The organism is Crocosphaera sp. UHCC 0190, assembly GCF_034932065.1.
GTDB lineage: Bacteria > Cyanobacteriota > Cyanobacteriia > Cyanobacteriales > Microcystaceae > UHCC-0190.
Genome location: NZ_JAYGHP010000002.1, coordinates 248542 through 264635, shown reverse-complemented (window position 1 = coordinate 264635; position 16094 = coordinate 248542). Strand labels below are relative to the sequence as shown.

The 16094-nt window shown below is 37.6% G+C and carries 15 protein-coding genes; 8 read left to right on the top strand and 7 right to left on the bottom strand.

All coding sequences use genetic code 11. The annotated features are described in order from the left end of the window. Positions 1 to 9: 9 nt before the first annotated feature. The 3 genes from VB715_RS04390 to VB715_RS04380 all read right to left on the bottom strand — a co-directional run bounded on the left by VB715_RS04390 (position 10) and on the right by VB715_RS04380 (position 2167). The gene (locus VB715_RS04390) at positions 10 to 498 is read right to left on the bottom strand and encodes a Rho termination factor N-terminal domain-containing protein (RefSeq protein ID WP_323299974.1); all 489 of its coding nucleotides are present in this window, start codon (positions 496 to 498) and stop codon (positions 10 to 12) included. After that, positions 477 to 1700 carry a ParA family protein gene (locus VB715_RS04385; RefSeq protein WP_323299973.1) on the bottom strand — a complete coding sequence of 408 codons (1224 nt, stop codon included), beginning with the start codon at positions 1698 to 1700 and terminating at the stop codon, positions 477 to 479. The genes VB715_RS04390 and VB715_RS04385 overlap by 22 nt, the downstream gene beginning before the upstream one ends. Before the next feature lie 215 nt (positions 1701 to 1915). Beyond that, positions 1916 to 2167 carry an AbrB/MazE/SpoVT family DNA-binding domain-containing protein gene (locus VB715_RS04380; protein WP_323299972.1) on the bottom strand — a complete coding sequence of 84 codons (252 nt, stop codon included), beginning with the start codon at positions 2165 to 2167 and terminating at the stop codon, positions 1916 to 1918. Positions 2168 to 2386: 219 nt separating this feature from the next. On the opposite strand from VB715_RS04380, the gene chlP reads away from it, so the two are divergent. The 4 genes from chlP (at position 2387) to VB715_RS04360 (ending at position 5773) form a co-directional block, all read left to right on the top strand. After that, positions 2387 to 3607: a geranylgeranyl reductase gene (chlP, locus tag VB715_RS04375; RefSeq protein ID WP_323300186.1), complete on the top strand. Its 1221-nt coding sequence runs from the start codon at positions 2387 to 2389 to the stop codon at positions 3605 to 3607. A 141-nt stretch (positions 3608 to 3748) separates the two neighbouring features. After that, the gene (gene rpmI / locus VB715_RS04370) at positions 3749 to 3949 is read left to right on the top strand and encodes a 50S ribosomal protein L35 (protein ID WP_323289784.1); all 201 of its coding nucleotides are present in this window, start codon (positions 3749 to 3751) and stop codon (positions 3947 to 3949) included. A gap of 59 nt (positions 3950 to 4008) precedes the next feature. Beyond that, positions 4009 to 4362, top strand: coding sequence for a 50S ribosomal protein L20 (rplT, locus tag VB715_RS04365; protein WP_323299971.1), 354 nt, complete (start codon positions 4009 to 4011; stop codon positions 4360 to 4362). A gap of 88 nt (positions 4363 to 4450) precedes the next feature. Beyond that, positions 4451 to 5773, top strand: coding sequence for a four-carbon acid sugar kinase family protein (locus tag VB715_RS04360; protein ID WP_323299970.1), 1323 nt, complete (start codon positions 4451 to 4453; stop codon positions 5771 to 5773). A 101-nt stretch (positions 5774 to 5874) separates the two neighbouring features. Here VB715_RS04360 and VB715_RS04355 read toward each other — a convergent pair whose 3' ends face one another. Both VB715_RS04355 and glp read right to left on the bottom strand, forming a co-directional pair. After that, on the bottom strand, positions 5875 to 6984 hold the full coding sequence (locus tag VB715_RS04355) for an S-(hydroxymethyl)glutathione dehydrogenase/class III alcohol dehydrogenase (RefSeq protein WP_323299969.1): 1110 nt from the start codon (positions 6982 to 6984) through the stop codon (positions 5875 to 5877). A gap of 120 nt (positions 6985 to 7104) precedes the next feature. Then, on the bottom strand, positions 7105 to 8325 hold the full coding sequence (gene glp / locus VB715_RS04350) for a gephyrin-like molybdotransferase Glp (RefSeq protein WP_323299968.1): 1221 nt from the start codon (positions 8323 to 8325) through the stop codon (positions 7105 to 7107). A 183-nt stretch (positions 8326 to 8508) separates the two neighbouring features. Between glp and VB715_RS04345 the strand changes: the two genes are divergently transcribed. Beyond that, positions 8509 to 8691 carry a hypothetical protein gene (locus tag VB715_RS04345; protein ID WP_323299967.1) on the top strand — a complete coding sequence of 61 codons (183 nt, stop codon included), beginning with the start codon at positions 8509 to 8511 and terminating at the stop codon, positions 8689 to 8691. A 98-nt stretch (positions 8692 to 8789) separates the two neighbouring features. Here VB715_RS04345 and glpD read toward each other — a convergent pair whose 3' ends face one another. Together glpD and VB715_RS04335 are read right to left on the bottom strand one after the other, a co-directional pair. Continuing rightward, positions 8790 to 10502: a glycerol-3-phosphate dehydrogenase gene (glpD, locus tag VB715_RS04340; RefSeq protein ID WP_323299966.1), complete on the bottom strand. Its 1713-nt coding sequence runs from the start codon at positions 10500 to 10502 to the stop codon at positions 8790 to 8792. Positions 10503 to 10620: 118 nt separating this feature from the next. Next, on the bottom strand, positions 10621 to 11106 hold the full coding sequence (locus tag VB715_RS04335; protein ID WP_323299965.1) for a gluconokinase: 486 nt from the start codon (positions 11104 to 11106) through the stop codon (positions 10621 to 10623). Positions 11107 to 11209: 103 nt separating this feature from the next. On the opposite strand from VB715_RS04335, the gene VB715_RS04330 reads away from it, so the two are divergent. The 3 genes from VB715_RS04330 (at position 11210) to VB715_RS04320 (ending at position 16080) form a co-directional block, all read left to right on the top strand. Then, the gene (locus VB715_RS04330) at positions 11210 to 12355 is read left to right on the top strand and encodes a sugar ABC transporter substrate-binding protein (protein WP_323299964.1); all 1146 of its coding nucleotides are present in this window, start codon (positions 11210 to 11212) and stop codon (positions 12353 to 12355) included. Positions 12356 to 12363: 8 nt separating this feature from the next. Further along, on the top strand, positions 12364 to 14937 hold the full coding sequence (locus VB715_RS04325) for an ATP-binding protein (RefSeq protein WP_323299963.1): 2574 nt from the start codon (positions 12364 to 12366) through the stop codon (positions 14935 to 14937). A 96-nt stretch (positions 14938 to 15033) separates the two neighbouring features. Next, positions 15034 to 16080, top strand: coding sequence for a diguanylate cyclase domain-containing protein (locus tag VB715_RS04320; RefSeq protein ID WP_323299962.1), 1047 nt, complete (start codon positions 15034 to 15036; stop codon positions 16078 to 16080). The last annotated feature ends 14 nt before the right edge of the window (positions 16081 to 16094 follow it).

The following is a 16094-nucleotide window of genomic DNA, read 5'->3' as shown; positions in this document are numbered from 1 at the left end:
AATGAGTGTTTAAACTTTTTCCTTTAACTTATTAATCAATTCAGCTTTTTTGAGACTACTATATCCCGTTATTCCTGTGTCTTTTGCCAATTGTTTTAACTCCCTGACTGTTAATTTATTTAATTCTGATTTAACTATAATTGGTTCAGGTTCAGGTTTAGGTTCAGGAGTTAAATAGAATACTTGTTTAAGAGAATCTAATTTTTTCCCTTTAGTAATGCCACATTTAAGCTTAGTTACTGGCTCAAAATTCTTCCAAAACTTACAATCAGATTCATCGATTTTATTGGTTGCAACCGCTAAATTTACCCCTTTTAAGGGTTTGTCTCCTTCTTCAATTAGATAACGAAGTGCTGATTTAATTTCATCTCTAGATGCAGTAGAAAGATTAATTTTAGGAATGGTTTCTCTGGCTAAAACTTGACTGATTTCTTCTGCTTCTTGACTAGCTTCAGCAATAATACACCAAACCCTTTCTAATTGGGCAGCTTTTGCCACTGCATAAACAAATAGAAATAGGGATTTAAGTCAAAATTTTCCTCTGCTTGTGTTTTTTCAATTACTACTTGAATTGCTTTATCAGTTATTCGTTTTTGCGCTTTAGTCATAATTTCTCCATTAAAAAAAATAGGTAAAGAAATTGGATTTCCTTTGCCTTTATATTTCTCTATTTCCGGTATAAATTGACTAATCGTTATCGCTGCATTTCTTAAAGAAGAAAGATTATTATGTTTAGTCGGAATTAAAACAGCGTTAGCCGCGTAAATCGAACTTTCACTAAAGAAATTTTTATTAGGAGGACTATCAATAAAAATGTAATCATATTTTTGTCTTAATTCTTCTATGAGTTTACTCAGTGTCCGTACATTACAATATTGTCGTAATTCTAACTCAGAATCGCTGATTGATTGTTGATTATTGGAAGCAGGAATAATATCAATGTTACGCTCCGTGTCATTAGGAAAGACATGACTAAAATTAACAATCGTTAAAGCCAAATCTTGACTTTCACCTTTTAAAACATTAAACAATGTAATTTCATTAGGTTTTATTCCTAAAGAGTTGGTTAAATCTCGCTGTTGAAAATCAAAATCAATCACTAGGACTTTTTTACCTAACATAGATAAAACTCCGGCTAAATTGACTGTTGTTGTTGTTTTTCCTACTCCTCCTTTATTATTATAAATGGCTACTGTTAAAGCGCGAGGTGGATTCCAGATTGTTTGTTTAAAGTTAGCAATAATGGCATCAATATTATCTTCAGTAATTTTAATACAACGAGAAGCGGGATAAATGACTTTATTGTGTTTGCGAAATAATTGAACATGATTAGCATTACAAATTAATCCCCATTGAACTGTTTTAGAATTGGGATCAAGTAAATATCCTTTTAACTGTTGTACTGTCTTTCTATAGGTAGCCGTTCCTTCCGTTAAATTAATATTTCTTCCCTTAGCTTCTAAAATAAGATAAGGGTTAATCGGATTATGACTAAATCTATCTGATGTTTGGTTTTTTCGTGCAGCAAAATCAACTGTTACATTACCCGCATTTTTCCTTCCTGTGGGAAATTGAGGGAATATTTCATCAGGACAATTAAATCCTAAAGCTTCTAGAAAAAAAGTAATAAAACTAGCACAAACAGGAGGTTCCTTCGCATTTTCTGGTAATTCCTTCCAGCGAGACTTGAGATCAGGCATTGTTGCGACCATTGATTTTACTTCTGAGTGTAAATACTTAATTGTTAAAGGTTAATGCTCTAACAATAGTATGCCCAGAATTCTTAGAGAATCTAACAGTTGTGCAAAATAAATTTGTGAAGATTTAGATCTCCGAAAAATTTCTAACTGATAATTACTTTAAAAGTATCAACAATATGATCAACGAATTCTTGTTGAATATTCATGACCCTCCCTTAAATCATTTCTTGACCAAGGGCTTCACTTTCCACAAAATCTATCACATCATCTGGGTATTGAAAGTCATGGGGAATACTAGATAATAATTGATCTAGGGTCGAAACATTTTGCTTCTTAGTAATGACAAGAGCATCTTTTGATTCTGTCAATTCTACAATTGAGTTTTCATCAATGCCAAAACTTTCAGCAATTTTTTGAGGAATAGGAAATCCGATACTATTACCCCATTTTTTTAATTGTATATCCATTCTTATGTCTTGAACTACCTAGTTATACATTGATAAAATTATAAGCAATTAATCTTATGAATTGATCTAAGCCTATCTGTAACCCAGATTGTTAAGCAATGTAACAAAATTGTTAAGCTCTATTTCAAATTTGAGAGATTTTGACTGATCGCTGTCTTTAAAGTGAACCTCTATGATACGATGCAATCCGTAATCCCTTCTGGAAATAGGAGAATAGCCTTGGTTTTACGGGTTGCTGTTGTCGGTTCAGGGCCGGCCGGATCTTCCGCCGCCGAAACATTAGCAAAAGCTGGCATTGAAACATACTTATTTGAGCGTAAACTAGATAACGCCAAACCCTGCGGTGGTGCCATTCCACTCTGTATGGTCAGCGAATTCGATCTACCGCCAGAAATTATTGATCGACGGGTGAGAAAGATGAAAATGATCTCTCCGTCCAACATTGAAGTTGATATCAATCTTGATCGACAAGATGAATATATTGGAATGTGCCGTCGAGAAGTTCTAGACGGGTTTTTACGCGATCGCGCCGCTAAAACGGGAGCTAACCTGATTAACGGAACGGTTTACCAATTAGATCTTCCTAAAACTAACACCGATCCCTACACTCTCCATTATGCCGATCATGGCAACGGAAACGCCCAAGGGGAAATGAAAACCCTCAAGGTTGATGTGGTAATTGGAGCAGATGGGGCCAACTCTCGCGTTGCTAAGGCCATTGATGCGGGAGATTATAATTATGCGATCGCCTTCCAAGAGCGCATTCGTTTACCCCAAGACAAAATGGCTTACTATGAAGACCTAGCCGAGATGTATGTGGGTAAGGATGTGTCTCCTGACTTCTACGCTTGGGTATTCCCGAAATATGACCACGTGGCCGTAGGTACGGGAACCATGAAGGTCAATAAATCCATGATTAAAGGGCTACAAGCTGGAATTCGCGCCCGTGCAGCCCGTAGACTGGAAGGGGGAGAAATTATTAAAGTAGAAGCTCATCCCATTCCTGAACATCCCCGTCCCCGTCGTGTGGTGGGTCGTGTCGCGTTGGTAGGAGACGCAGCAGGGACTGTTACTAAGTCTTCTGGGGAAGGAATCTATTTTGCCGCTAAGTCCGCCCGTATGTGTGCAGAAACCATCGTAGAAGTGACGAATGCGGGTCAACGTATTCCCACGGAAGAGGATTTAAAACTGTATCTCAAACGTTGGGATAAGCAATATGGTATGACTTACCTGGTTTTAGATATTCTACAACGGGTCTTCTATCGTTCTGATGCTTCCCGTGAGGCTTTTGTGGAAATGTGTTCTGATAAGGACGTACAACGGATGACTTTTGATAGTTATCTCTACAAAACCGTTGTCCCGGCTAACCCCTTAGTACAGATGAAAATTACCGCCAAAACCATTGGTAGTTTATTACGGGGTCATGCCTTAGCTCCTTAATTTTAAATAAGTTTAAGTCAAGTGCTTAGGGTGGGGTATCCTCACCCTATTTTTTTAGGGAAGGTTGGAAGGTTAAAGCCTTGCCGGAAACAAGATTCTGATGATATAATAATGAATTGTGTCTAAATTTTATATAAGTTCATGCCAAAACTAAAAACGCGCAAGGCTGCCGCTAAGCGTTTTCGAGCAACAGGCAGCGGCAAAATTATGCGACGAAAAGCTTTCAAGAACCACTTATTAGACCATAAGAGTCCTGAAAGAAAGCGTCGTCGTTTGTCCCAGATGACTTTAGTCAGTGAACAAGATGAACCGAACGTTCGTTTGATGCTTCCCTATCTCTAAAGGGTTAACCCATCAAACCGTCAATGACCATAAACTAAACACTTAGATCAAGCGTAACTATGACAAGGGTAAAACGGGGCAATGTCGCTCGTAAACGCCGCAAAAAAATCCTCAAACTAGCCAAAGGGTTTAGAGGTTCCCATTCCAAACTATTTCGTACCGCTAACCAACAGGTAATGAAGGCGTTACGGAATGCTTACCGCGATCGCCGCAAACGCAAACGGGACTTCCGTCGTCTGTGGATCACGCGGATCAATGCCGCCGCTAGAATCAACGGGGTGAGTTATAGTCAATTAATTGGCCAGATGAAAAAGGCTAATATTGAAATAAATCGCAAGATGCTTGCCCAATTAGCGATTCTCGATCCCGCAGCCTTTGCTAAAATTGTTGAAACTGCAAGTGCTAGTAACTAAACTATACTGCAACAAGTAGGGGTCAATGGCCGTTGACCCCTGAAACAAGCACATGAGACAATAATAGGGGCGATCGCGTAGAGAAACCATGAATCAGCAACCAAAAATTATTGTCTTAGATGATGATCCAACGGGATCGCAAACCGTCCACAGTTGCTTGCTATTAATGCAATGGGATGTGGAAACCCTCAGATTAGGCTTAAGAGATGAGGTTCCCATTTTCTTCATTTTAACCAATACTAGGGCGTTAACCCCCGAAAACGCCGCCCAAGTTACTAGAGAAGTTTGTCATAATCTTAAACTGGCGATCGCCGCAGAAAATATTCAAGATTTTTTAATTGTTAGTCGGTCAGATTCTACCCTCAGAGGTCATTATCCCATTGAAACGGATGTTATTGCCTCAGAATTAGGGGGGTTTGATGCTCATTTTCTGATCCCTGCTTTTTTTGAAGGGGGAAGAGAAACTATCGATAGTGTTCACTATTTAAAAATAGAGGGAAAATTAACCCCTGTTCATGAAACAGAATTTGCCAAAGATTCCGTCTTTGGTTATCACTATAGTTATCTTCCTGATTATGTGGAAGAAAAGACCAATGGCAGGATTAAAGCAACAGAAGTCGAAAGATTTTTATTAACGGATATTCGTCAAGGAACGTTAGAAAGACTCCGACAACTAAAAGATAATCAATGTGGAGTTGTTGATGGAGAAGTACAAGAAGATTTAGATAAGTTTGCCCAAGATGTATTAACGGCAGCAGCATCAGGAAAACGCTTTTTATTCCGCAGTGCGGCCAGTATTTTAACTTCTTTAGCACAACTTGGCCCCCAACCCATTGCACAAGAAGAAATGGCAAAATATAAACCCACTAATGATCCTGGGGTGATTATTGTGGGTTCTCATGTCAAAAAAAGCAGCCAACAATTAGCAGATTTACTACAACAAACTGATGTGGTTGGTATCGAAGTCGATGTTAAACAATTACGAGATCATCCTGCTCAAAAAGATGCTTTATTACAAGGAATTTTGGATAAAGTTAACATCGTTTATGAGACAGGTAAAACGCCAGTTGTTTATACCAGTCGAGAGGAATTAACCTTTGATACCGTACAAGAAAGATTAGATTTTGGGATAGGAGTTTCTTCCTTATTAATGGAAATTGTACAAGGTTTACCCCGTGATATTGGGTTTTTAATTAGTAAGGGTGGCATTACCTCTAATGATGTTTTAAGTACGGGTTTAAACCTGCGATCAGCCCGTTTATTAGGTCAAGTTTTAGCGGGATGTTCAATGATACGGACTGAAAAAGATCATCCTTTATTCCCTAATTTACCTGTGGTTTTATTTCCTGGAAATGTCGGCAACGTGCAAGGATTAACAACGGTTTATTTACGTTTAAATAAATCGGTTTAATGTTTATAAGTTTATTATATATATTGAATGTCACAAGGGCATAAAGTTTTGAATAAACATCATCATAAATTTTTTGATCCATAGCTCACACTTCTCCTTTTCTAAAAAGTAATCACACTACGAATTGACTCACCTTGGTGCATTAATTCAAAAGCATCATTAATCTTTTCTAAAGGCATTACATGGGTAATTAAATCATCAATATTAATCTTACCATCCATATACCAATCCACAATTTTTGGCACATCGGTGCGACCCCTTGCTCCCCCAAATGCTGTCCCTTTCCAAACCCTTCCCGTAACTAATTGAAAGGGACGGGTACTAATTTCTTCCCCTGCACCGGCCACCCCAATAATAACCGAAACACCCCATCCTTTATGACAACATTCTAACGCCTGTCTCATGACTTTTGTATTACCAATACATTCAAAACTATAATCCGCTCCCCCTTTGGTTAAATCCACTAAATAAGGCACTAAATCCCCTTCTACCTCTTGAGGATTAACAAAATGAGTCATGCCAAATTTTTCAGCTAAAGCGCGTTTTTTGGGGTTAAGATCTACCCCAATAATCATATCAGCCCCGACCATTTTTGCCCCTTGAATGACATTTAAACCAATGCCCCCTAACCCAAAAACAATTACCTTTGATCCTGGTTCAACTTTAGCCGTATTAATAACAGCACCTAAACCAGTTGTTACCCCGCAACCAATATAACAAACCTTATCAAATGGGGCATCTTCTCGAATTTTTGCCAGGGAGATTTCGGGAACAACGGTATAGTTAGAAAAGGTAGAAGTTCCCATATAATGAAAGATTTCCTGTCCATCTAAGGAAAACCGACTACTGCCATCAGGCATTAAACCCCGCCCTTGAGTCCCCCGCACCGCTTGACAAAGATTCGTTTTCATGCTAAGGCAATATTCACACTGACGACATTCGGGGATGTACAACGGGATCACATGATCCCCTGGTTTAAGGCTTTTTACCCCTTCTCCCACCTCCACCACGATACCCGCCCCTTCATGACCTAAAATCGCCGGAAACAAGCCTTCTGGGTCTTTTCCTGAGAGGGTATAGGCATCGGTATGACAGACCCCTGTGGCTTTAATTTCCACTAAGACTTCCCCCGTTTTGGGGCCTTCTAATTGTACGGTTTCAATGATCAGGGGTTTTCCAGCTTCAAAGGCAACGGCAGCTTTTACGTCCATAATGGGGGTGTAATTTTGACTTCTAGGATAATGGGAGCAGGGTGTGCATTGCTCACCTTACATTAATCTGAATCTTGCGTGAAACGTGCAAATTAGCAAATAATCTAAAGAATCTATAAACTAGATAGAAATTACCATGACTGTTTCTCCTGGGTTAATATGTGTTGTTCCTATGGGGAGAATTGCTAAACTATTTGTTAAAGCTAAATTAATTAAATTAGCCGAATTTTGCTGCCCTTGTGCCAATTGAAAGATATATTCTCCATCAACTAATTTTAATTGTCCCCAAATATAAGTTTCTCTTTGACCATTAGAAGACAAAGATTGACTAGATTTTGCTTTAATAAACTTGGGTTTCCAGTCATCTTTAATTCCTGATAATTTTTGTAAGGCCGGTTGTACAAATCGCCAACAACTCACTAAAGCAGAGACGGGATTTCCAGGAATACCAAAATAAACAGATCCCTGATTAAACTTAGCCACTGTTAATGGTTTTCCTGGTTTTATTGCTACACTATCAATGTGAATTTTTGCCCCTAAATCCTTTAAGATCTGGTCAATATAATCATAATCTCCCACAGAAACACCCCCCGTCGAAAGGACAACATCAGCACTATTAATTCCTTCTAATATTTTTTCTCGTATTAACTGAGGTTGATCAGGTGCCATACCTAATGGAATCGGAATCCCTCCATTTTTCAGAATAAATGAAGTTAAAGCATACTGATTTGAATCAACAATTTGCCCAGGTTGTAAGGGTTGAGAAGGAGTCACTAATTCATCTCCAGTTGATAAAATAGCCACCAGAGGACGACGATAAACTGTAATTATTGGACATTGTGCCGTTGCTAAAACAGCAATTTCTGGGGCATTAATTATAATTCCTGGGGACAATAAAGGATTTCCTGCTTGATAGAATTTCCCCCGTTTTCTGACAAATTCTTGAGGAACTTTTGGGGGAGATAAAATAAGAACTTGATTGTCTTTTTTCTGGGTATTTTCCTGGATGATAATAGTATCAGCCCCATCGGGTAACATTGCTCCCGTAAAAATTCGACAAGCTTGACCAGAATTGACCCTTTTTTCTGGTTTAATTCCGGCGGGAATCTCATCAATAATATCAAGAAGAATAGGGTTTTTTGCAGAACAGTTAACCACATCTTCAAACCTCACAGCATAACCATCCATTGCCGAATTATCCCAATAAGGAAAATCTAAGGAACTGGTCACAGATTGGGCTAAAATTCTTCCAGTTGCTTCTGTTAAAGTAACCCTTTCTGTGTCAGTTAAAGGGGTAACTAAATCGAGAATAATGGTGTCAGCTTCTTGAACAGTAATCATCAAATTATCATTAAATAATTAAACCTTTCTAGACGCGAACAGCCCTTCGCCCCTAGGTAATACTTTAACTTAAACTAGGGATAGGTAAAAAATTTCTCCATCCTGTCTATCTTTCGACCTTGACGTTAGGCAACTAATCCTAGTATCTTCATAAAAGATCAGGCTTATTTTAGGTGGTGTGAGATGTTAGAACGTTTATTTTTAGCTGGCACAGTTACGTGCTTGCTATACTTATCATTGCAATTGGGCCAATCTTCTGTGACCCCGACAGGAACGGAGCAAACCGCAAGTCGTGTCAACATTGAGCATTCCTCTGGGTTCAACGTTGGTTCTAATACTGTTAACTTTACCGTGGCTCAAAAATAACCGCAATTATCTTTTCCTCACACCGAATGAATTCAAAACCCCACCCTAAAATCTCATGAGGGTGGGGATATTTTTGGCTAAGTTAATTGTACTATGACCTAAAACACAGGTACTTCCTCCCGATCCCAATTTCTCGGTTCGAGATCTGAGTCAACTGCATCAAAATCAGGAATACAGTTATTTTTCATGTACTTAAGATAATTGTCCTTGGCCGTTGCACATTTATACTCATCCCATCCACAATATTTTTGCAGAGTATCAATTAAACTGGGTAACGCTTCTAACCCATATTTTCCTTCCATAGCGATCGCAGTGCGACGACGGGCCAAGTCAACTAAGGTATAGGCATATTCCTGACGAACCCCGTAGACAATTTGCGCTTTAATATCTGGTAAATTTGAGGTAATTAATGTCCCTAAATCCGGTTCTACCTCCGTTAAACCTAACACATCTAATGCTTTCGCCCCATACATCGCAAATAAATGATCAATTGAGCGACGGGATACCTTATCCTGATACTTGTCATGAGCTTGTTTAATGCGCGGATCAGTCTGTAAAATATAGCCAGGTAAGGGCTGATCTTCCGTGGGACAAGGAGGGGCAGACTTACCGAGTTTTTGGTAGACAATATCGACGATTTCTTCCCCGACTTGACGATAAGTGGTTAACTTACCCCCAACCAGAGAAATCAGATTTTTGACCCCTTCTTTTCCATGATCAAAGAAGATGTGACGACGGGTAATACTCCCCGCTTTTTTCCCTTCTTCATTGGGTAAAGGACGCACCCCAGAATAGGTAAACTTAACGTCTTCACGGGATAACTGAGCATTGGGGATAATATTATTGGTTTCCCGCAATAAATAATCAATTTCGTCATTATCGGCCTTCAGTTGATCCGGTGTCCCCTCAAATTTATAGTCCGTTGTCCCAATTAAATACATTCCCAACCAAGGCACAATAAAGAAGGGACGGCCATCGGATTTTGCTTCGACATATAAACTGGTATCAGGCGCACCTGCAAAGGGATCTACCACGATATGACTGCCCTTTGTACCCCCAATTTTCTGGGTTTTGCCAATGGGGGCATTTTCCCCATCTTTAACCCCTAATTGACACACATCGTCCACCCAAGGGCCAGAAGTATTAATCACCATGCAATTATCTTTCCCTGTGATGGTGAATTCTTGTCCCGTTAGGCCATCTTTACAGGTTAAATGGCTGATTTTATCCCCTTGACGGTGTAATTGGGTGACTTTGACATAATTTAGCACCGTGGCCCCGGCCTCATCAGCAGAGAGAATGTTCTCTAAACAGAGTCTTTCTGCATAGGTTACTTGACCATCATAATATTGCGCGCCACCAACCAACCCATCGGGATCTAGGGCCGGAAAGAGTTGCTTAAATTTGGCGGTGGAGAGCATTCGATGGGCAGGAACAGTCTTATCTGCACTTAAAATGTCATAAAGGCACATTCCCGCCCAAATTTTCCAGTAGGGACGAGAGCGATCGCGGTATATTGGTATGGTTAGTAAGAGAGGCCTGACTAAATGGGGGGCCGTATGTAAGAGAATTTCTCGTTCTCGCAAAGATTCCCGCACTAAAGGGAATTCAAAGTATTCTAGATAGCGTAACCCGCCATGAATTAAACGGGTAGACCAGCTTGAGGTGCCACCCGCAAAGTCTCCTTTTTCGATGAGAATGGTTTTAAGACCTCGCAAAGCCGCATCCCGTGCGACTCCCGCCCCATTGACTCCGCCACCAATTACGATTAGGTCGTAGGTTGTTTGTTGAATGGATTGAAAATCTCGCACAATTCTTATTATTATCTTGCTACATTGTTATCTTAATCAAAAATTCTATTCTTTGCAGGGTTTCTGCTTATTTTTGCGGTTTTGATCTCATCAGATAAATTTATTTTTCCTTTCCCAATCAAGGGACAAATTTTAAAATAATTTCTTGTATAATGTCTTCAATCGATAAATTGATATTAATAATCATGGCATTTTCTGGTTCTTCTAAAGATTGAAATTGAGACAGTAACATCCCTGATTTCATATAATGTTTTTGTCTGTTTTCTAGACGGTTTAAAATTTGTTCATAACTTCCTTTTAAATAAATCCAGATCAGAGCTTGAGTGTTTTTTCCTAAGAAGTTTCGATAGGACTGTTTAAGGGCAGAACAAGTAATGACTGCGCCTTTTTCTCTCTGTTGATATTGGTCAATTACGTCTTTTATTGCTGTTAACCAAGGTAAGCGATCGCTATCAGTTAAAGGAATACCCTGACTCATTTTAGCGATATTTTCTGGAGGATGAAAGTCATCAGCATCATAAAAAGGATAACCTAATTGATGACTTAAAGCTTGTCCGATAGTGGTTTTTCCTGAACCCGATACACCGATGATGAGATAAATCATTAATAAATCTATATATTTCTTAACAAAAAGACAAAAATCCAGAATTACTGTTCAGCTTTTAGAATCTATACTATGTATAGTCATAATATAAATCTTTAGAGAATTGGTTTTAACATCTATCAACTGTATTCATAAACGCCCAAGACTAAGCCCGTTTAGAGTCATTGGTATATCACTCCTGATAGGGATAAACTCCTTATTAGGCGCGTGTCAAAAACAGAATAACTCAGCTATTGTAACTCAAAACCAAGAGAAAAATCCCTCAGAATTTTCTCAACACAAACTTTGTCAACCCCTAGATGTTGATAGTATAAAAGAGAGTTTTCAAGCAACGAAACCCTGGCGCATTGGTTATCTTCTCAAAACCAGTAGTGATCCTTTTTGGCAACAGATAGACCAAGGAATAAAACAAGTTAGTCAAGACTTTGGCATTCAAGCTACTGTCAAATTTACAGCAGATAAACCCAATAGTACAGGAGATGTCAAAAACCAAATTGCTCTGATTCTCGATTTAATTGAGAGTAAAAAAGTTGATGGCTTAATTATTGCCCCAGAAGACTCTATTCAGTTAGTCCCTGTGGTTGAAAAAGCTACTAATAAAGGAATTACTGTCATCATCATTGATACGCCTATTGATACTAATCAGATTTTAACCTTTGTCAGTTTCGATAACTTTCAGGCAGGTAAAATGATGGGGAAATGGGTGATTCAACAATTAGAAAAGTCTAATCCTTCTGCTCACAATATTAATGTTTTAATTTTAGAAGGATCATTACATGAAGAAAATACTGTTGAACGTCGTCAAGGATTTTTAGAAGGATTAAAAACCATAAAAAAAGCTGATAATCTTGATATTTTGGATATGAAATCCGCAGTTTGGGAAACATCAAAAGCTAAAGAAATCACAGCCGATTGGTTAAAGAAATTTTCAGATATTGATGTTATTATGGCAGCAGATGATCAGATGGCAATCGGTGCTAGTCAAGCAGTGGCAGAGGCCCAAAGATCAGGCATTCTTATTACTGGATTTGATGGGATGAATCAAGGATTAAATGCCATTAAAGAAGGAAAAATTAACGCTACTGTCAATCAAATTCCTGAAATCCAAGTCAAATTAATGACTCAATTGATGATTGATTATTTAGAAGGTAAAAGGCAATATTTTCCTCCTTGTCAACTAATTTGGAAAAATCAGACAGAGAGTTCTTTAATAATTACACTTGAAAACATTGATCAATATTTAAAATAAGGGATTCAATGAGTCAAAAACCACCTAAAATAAAAGGGTTACTTATCCAACAAATTACTCAAAGAATTGTTTTATTGAGTGCCATTAGTTTACTGGGAATTGTCAACACTATCTTTTTGTCTTCTGTGTTTATGACAAAACGAATTGAATCGACGATGGAACAAATTAGTGAACAGAAAATTGATACATTTAAGCTATTTTTTACGACCTTAACCATTGATCTTTTAAGAAATAGAGTTTTATCCCCTAAAGCTACAGTACAACAAAAACAACAAATGTTACGTCAAATTCGCTGGCGAAATCCTGCAATATTAGATATATTTTTAGTTAAAAATAATGGTAAAGTTATTGCCCAAAGTAGTCGTAGTTTTCGTTATAATATTACTTATTTAGAACAACAACCTTGGTTATCTAAGCTTCAAGAAATCACTCAAGTTTGGTTGGGTTCTGTCGAATATGACCGCAATACTTATTCAGTGACAATGGCCGTGAAAGTAACCGATGAATTAGGACTACCAATTGAAGATCTTACCCTAGTTTCCCACATTGATTTAACGGAACTTTGGCGAAAATTAATAGAAAAAACAATTGGGACAACTAATATTTATGTTACGGATGAAAGTGATCATAAAAATCGGATTATTGTTCATCGAGATCCTCGTTTATTAAATACTGAAATTTCTTCTTTTGACAGGATTGTCAAAAAAATTGGGAAATTAAACATTGAACAATCTCCCAATCAACAGTTAGTTATTGCCTATCATAAAGCATTTGAAATTTCTCTTTCTGATCAATGGATAGAACCTTTAAATAATGTTGTTTGGGTAGCGACCATTGAACAACCTTTTTTTGAAACAATTTCGCCATTTGTTCCGTTAATACTAACATTTACTCTTGTTTTAATCATCGTTATTATCATTGTTATTTCTATAATTAAATTTATCCAATATCGTGTTATTAAACCTATTAATAATTTACATCAAGCGGTTATGTCCCTAAACCATAATCAATTTAATCAACCAATTATAATAGAAAATGACGATGAATTAGGAGCATTAGCTAACGCATTTAATCAGATGACAAAGCAGCTAAAAGAATCTTTTGAAATCTTAGAAACTCGTGTTGAACAAAGAACCTTAGAACTCCACAAAGCCAATCAAGCAAAACAAGACTTTTTAAGCAAAATAAATCATGAATTGAGAACCCCTTTAAATTTAATTCTTGGTTATACTGAGGGATTAAATCAAGATGAATCTCTGAATCATGAACAAAGAAAAAAATTAGAAATCATTAACCGCAGTGGGGAGCATCTTCTATCATTGATTAACGAAGTTTTAGAAATATCTAAAATTGAAGCCGGACAAATGTTCCTCAAAGAAAACAGCTTTGATCTTTATCAATTATTAGCTCAAATTTCAGAAACATTTGCTTTAAAAGTCAAATCCAAAGGGCTTAATATTATTCTAGAAAATAAACTAAATAATGATTTTTACTATATCTATGCAGATGAAAGTAAGCTGCGTCAAATTTTAATTAATTTGCTTTCTAATGCCATTAAATTTACAGACGAAGGAACCATAACCTTACGAGCCAAAGCAATTAACTATCAAGGAAAAAAACAGCAAAAGAATAATGATGAATTACACTTTATTCAATTAGAAATAGAAGATACAGGCCAGGGAATTTCCTCAGAAGAAATTCATAAATTATTTAAGGCCTTTGAACAAACCCAAAGTGGCATTAATACTCAAATAGGTACAGGTTTAGGCTTATATATTAGTCGTCAATTTGTTGAACTGATGGAGGGAGAAATCACCGTTAAAAGCGAGTTAAATCAGGGAACAATTTTTACAATTAAACTCCCCGTTAAATTGAGCCAAGCTGAGGCAATTTTACCCCAACCGATAGAGACTAAAGTGATTGGTTTAGCTCCCAATCAACCATGTTATCGTATTTTAGTCGTAGATGATCATGTCGAAAGCCGTCAATTTTTAGCTAATTTGCTCTCATCTGTAGGTTTATCCGTTAAAACTGCCACAAATGGACAAGAAGCCATTGAACGATGGCAACAATGGCAACCTCATCTCATTTGGATGGATTTACAAATGCCTATCATGGACGGTTGTGAAGCTACTCAACAGATTAAAAAGATAGCTCAGGGAACAAGTCCTTATATCCTGGCTTTAACCGCTTATGTTTCAGAAAAAAAGCGGACAATGGCTTTATCTTGCGGCTGTGATGATTTTATCGGAAAACCCTTTCGGACAACAGTGATTTGGGAAAAAATGTCCCAACATTTGGGGCTAAAATATATTTATGAACCGTTAAAAATGACAGTTGATAATTATGGGCAACAGGAAGAAGTTTCTTCAGCATTAACCCCAGATTCATTAACAGCAATGCCTAGAGAGTGGTTAGGGCAACTCTATCAAGCCAGTCTTCACCTCAATGGAAAAAAAGTGTTATCTTTGATTGACCAGATTGCTTTGTCCCATCCCACTTTAGCAAAATCTCTGAAAGAACTGGCAGAAACTTACCAATTTGCTACAATTACAGAACTCATAGATTCTCATCACCAATAATCTCAAAATGAGATGTCATGATTAACTTAATTTGTTCCCTATTTTCTGTTGTTTCTTTTACCATTTTATCATTTATTAAACTAACCTGTATTAATCATGTTCTCTCCTTATACTGTCCCCCAACCCGTCATTTTAGTGGTTGACGATTCTGCTGATAATCTCGCCTTGCTGTCTGGTATGCTGGATGAGCAAGGGTATGAGGTGCGTCAGTCTCTTAATGGCCCCATTACCTTAAAAGCCGTTGAATTAGCTCCCCCTGATTTGATTTTGCTCGATATTCGTATGCCTGGTATGGATGGCTATACGGTTTGTCAACAATTAAAAACGAATCCTAAAACCAAAGATATTCCCGTAATTTTTATTAGTGCTAGTGATGAAGCTTTCGATAAGGTAAAGGCTTTTTCCGTGGGAGGTTGTGATTATATTACCAAACCCTTTAAATTGGTTGAAGTTTTAGCTAGGGTACAAAATCACTTAAAAATCAGACAATTACAACAAGAATTACAAAGCAGAAATATTTATCTAGAAAGTCTGGTTAAAAAGTTAGAAAAAGCCAATGATCACCTAGAAAAATTGTCTCGTCTTGATCCCTTGACCCAAATTGGCAATCGTCTCCATTTTAATGATTGTATGGAGCAAGAATGGCATCGGGCTATCCGAGAACAACAACCTTTAGGACTCATTTTATGCGATGTTGATTACTTCAAAAAGTATAATGATACCTATGGACATTTAGAAGGCGATCGCTGTCTTTATCAAGTGGCACAAGGGTTAAAAACAGCCGTCTTACGAGCCACGGATCTTGTCTGTCGCTATGGGGGCGAAGAATTTGCCATCATTCTCCCCAATACGGATACTAAGGGCGGAAAACCCATTTGTCAGAGAATTATTGAGCAGATCCAACAATTACAAATTCCTCATCGTCGCTCTTCAGTTTCCCCTTATGTTTCTATTAGTGTTGGGTTTGCCAGTATAATTCCCCAGAGTAATTTAAAATCTGATCTCTTGATTTCTCTCAGCGATCAGGCTCTTTATCAGGCTAAATATCAAGGGAAAAATGGTTTTGTCTTAGATGTTTCTGCCCTTGAATTATGCAAAAAGAATCGCAAACAAATCTTATCAAATTCAAAGGCTTATCAATAAACCTAGGGTTAGAA

What these genes read in the sequence shown, in the direction of transcription:
- VB715_RS04385 (WP_323299973.1), bottom strand. Translation starts at nt 1,700, where the DNA reads ATGCCTGATCTCAAGTCTCGCTGGAAGGAATTACCAGAAAATGCGAAG.
- VB715_RS04380 (WP_323299972.1), bottom strand. Translation starts at nt 2,167, where the DNA reads ATGGATATACAATTAAAAAAATGGGGTAATAGTATCGGATTTCCTATT.
- rpmI (WP_323289784.1), top strand. Translation starts at nt 3,749, where the DNA reads ATGCCAAAACTAAAAACGCGCAAGGCTGCCGCTAAGCGTTTTCGAGCA.
- rplT (WP_323299971.1), top strand. Translation starts at nt 4,009, where the DNA reads ATGACAAGGGTAAAACGGGGCAATGTCGCTCGTAAACGCCGCAAAAAA.
- VB715_RS04360 (WP_323299970.1), top strand. Translation starts at nt 4,451, where the DNA reads ATGAATCAGCAACCAAAAATTATTGTCTTAGATGATGATCCAACGGGA.
- VB715_RS04355 (WP_323299969.1), bottom strand. Translation starts at nt 6,984, where the DNA reads ATGGACGTAAAAGCTGCCGTTGCCTTTGAAGCTGGAAAACCCCTGATC.
- glp (WP_323299968.1), bottom strand. Translation starts at nt 8,325, where the DNA reads ATGATTACTGTTCAAGAAGCTGACACCATTATTCTCGATTTAGTTACC.
- VB715_RS04345 (WP_323299967.1), top strand. Translation starts at nt 8,509, where the DNA reads ATGTTAGAACGTTTATTTTTAGCTGGCACAGTTACGTGCTTGCTATAC.
- VB715_RS04335 (WP_323299965.1), bottom strand. Translation starts at nt 11,106, where the DNA reads ATGATTTATCTCATCATCGGTGTATCGGGTTCAGGAAAAACCACTATC.
- VB715_RS04325 (WP_323299963.1), top strand. Translation starts at nt 12,364, where the DNA reads ATGAGTCAAAAACCACCTAAAATAAAAGGGTTACTTATCCAACAAATT.
- VB715_RS04320 (WP_323299962.1), top strand. Translation starts at nt 15,034, where the DNA reads ATGTTCTCTCCTTATACTGTCCCCCAACCCGTCATTTTAGTGGTTGAC.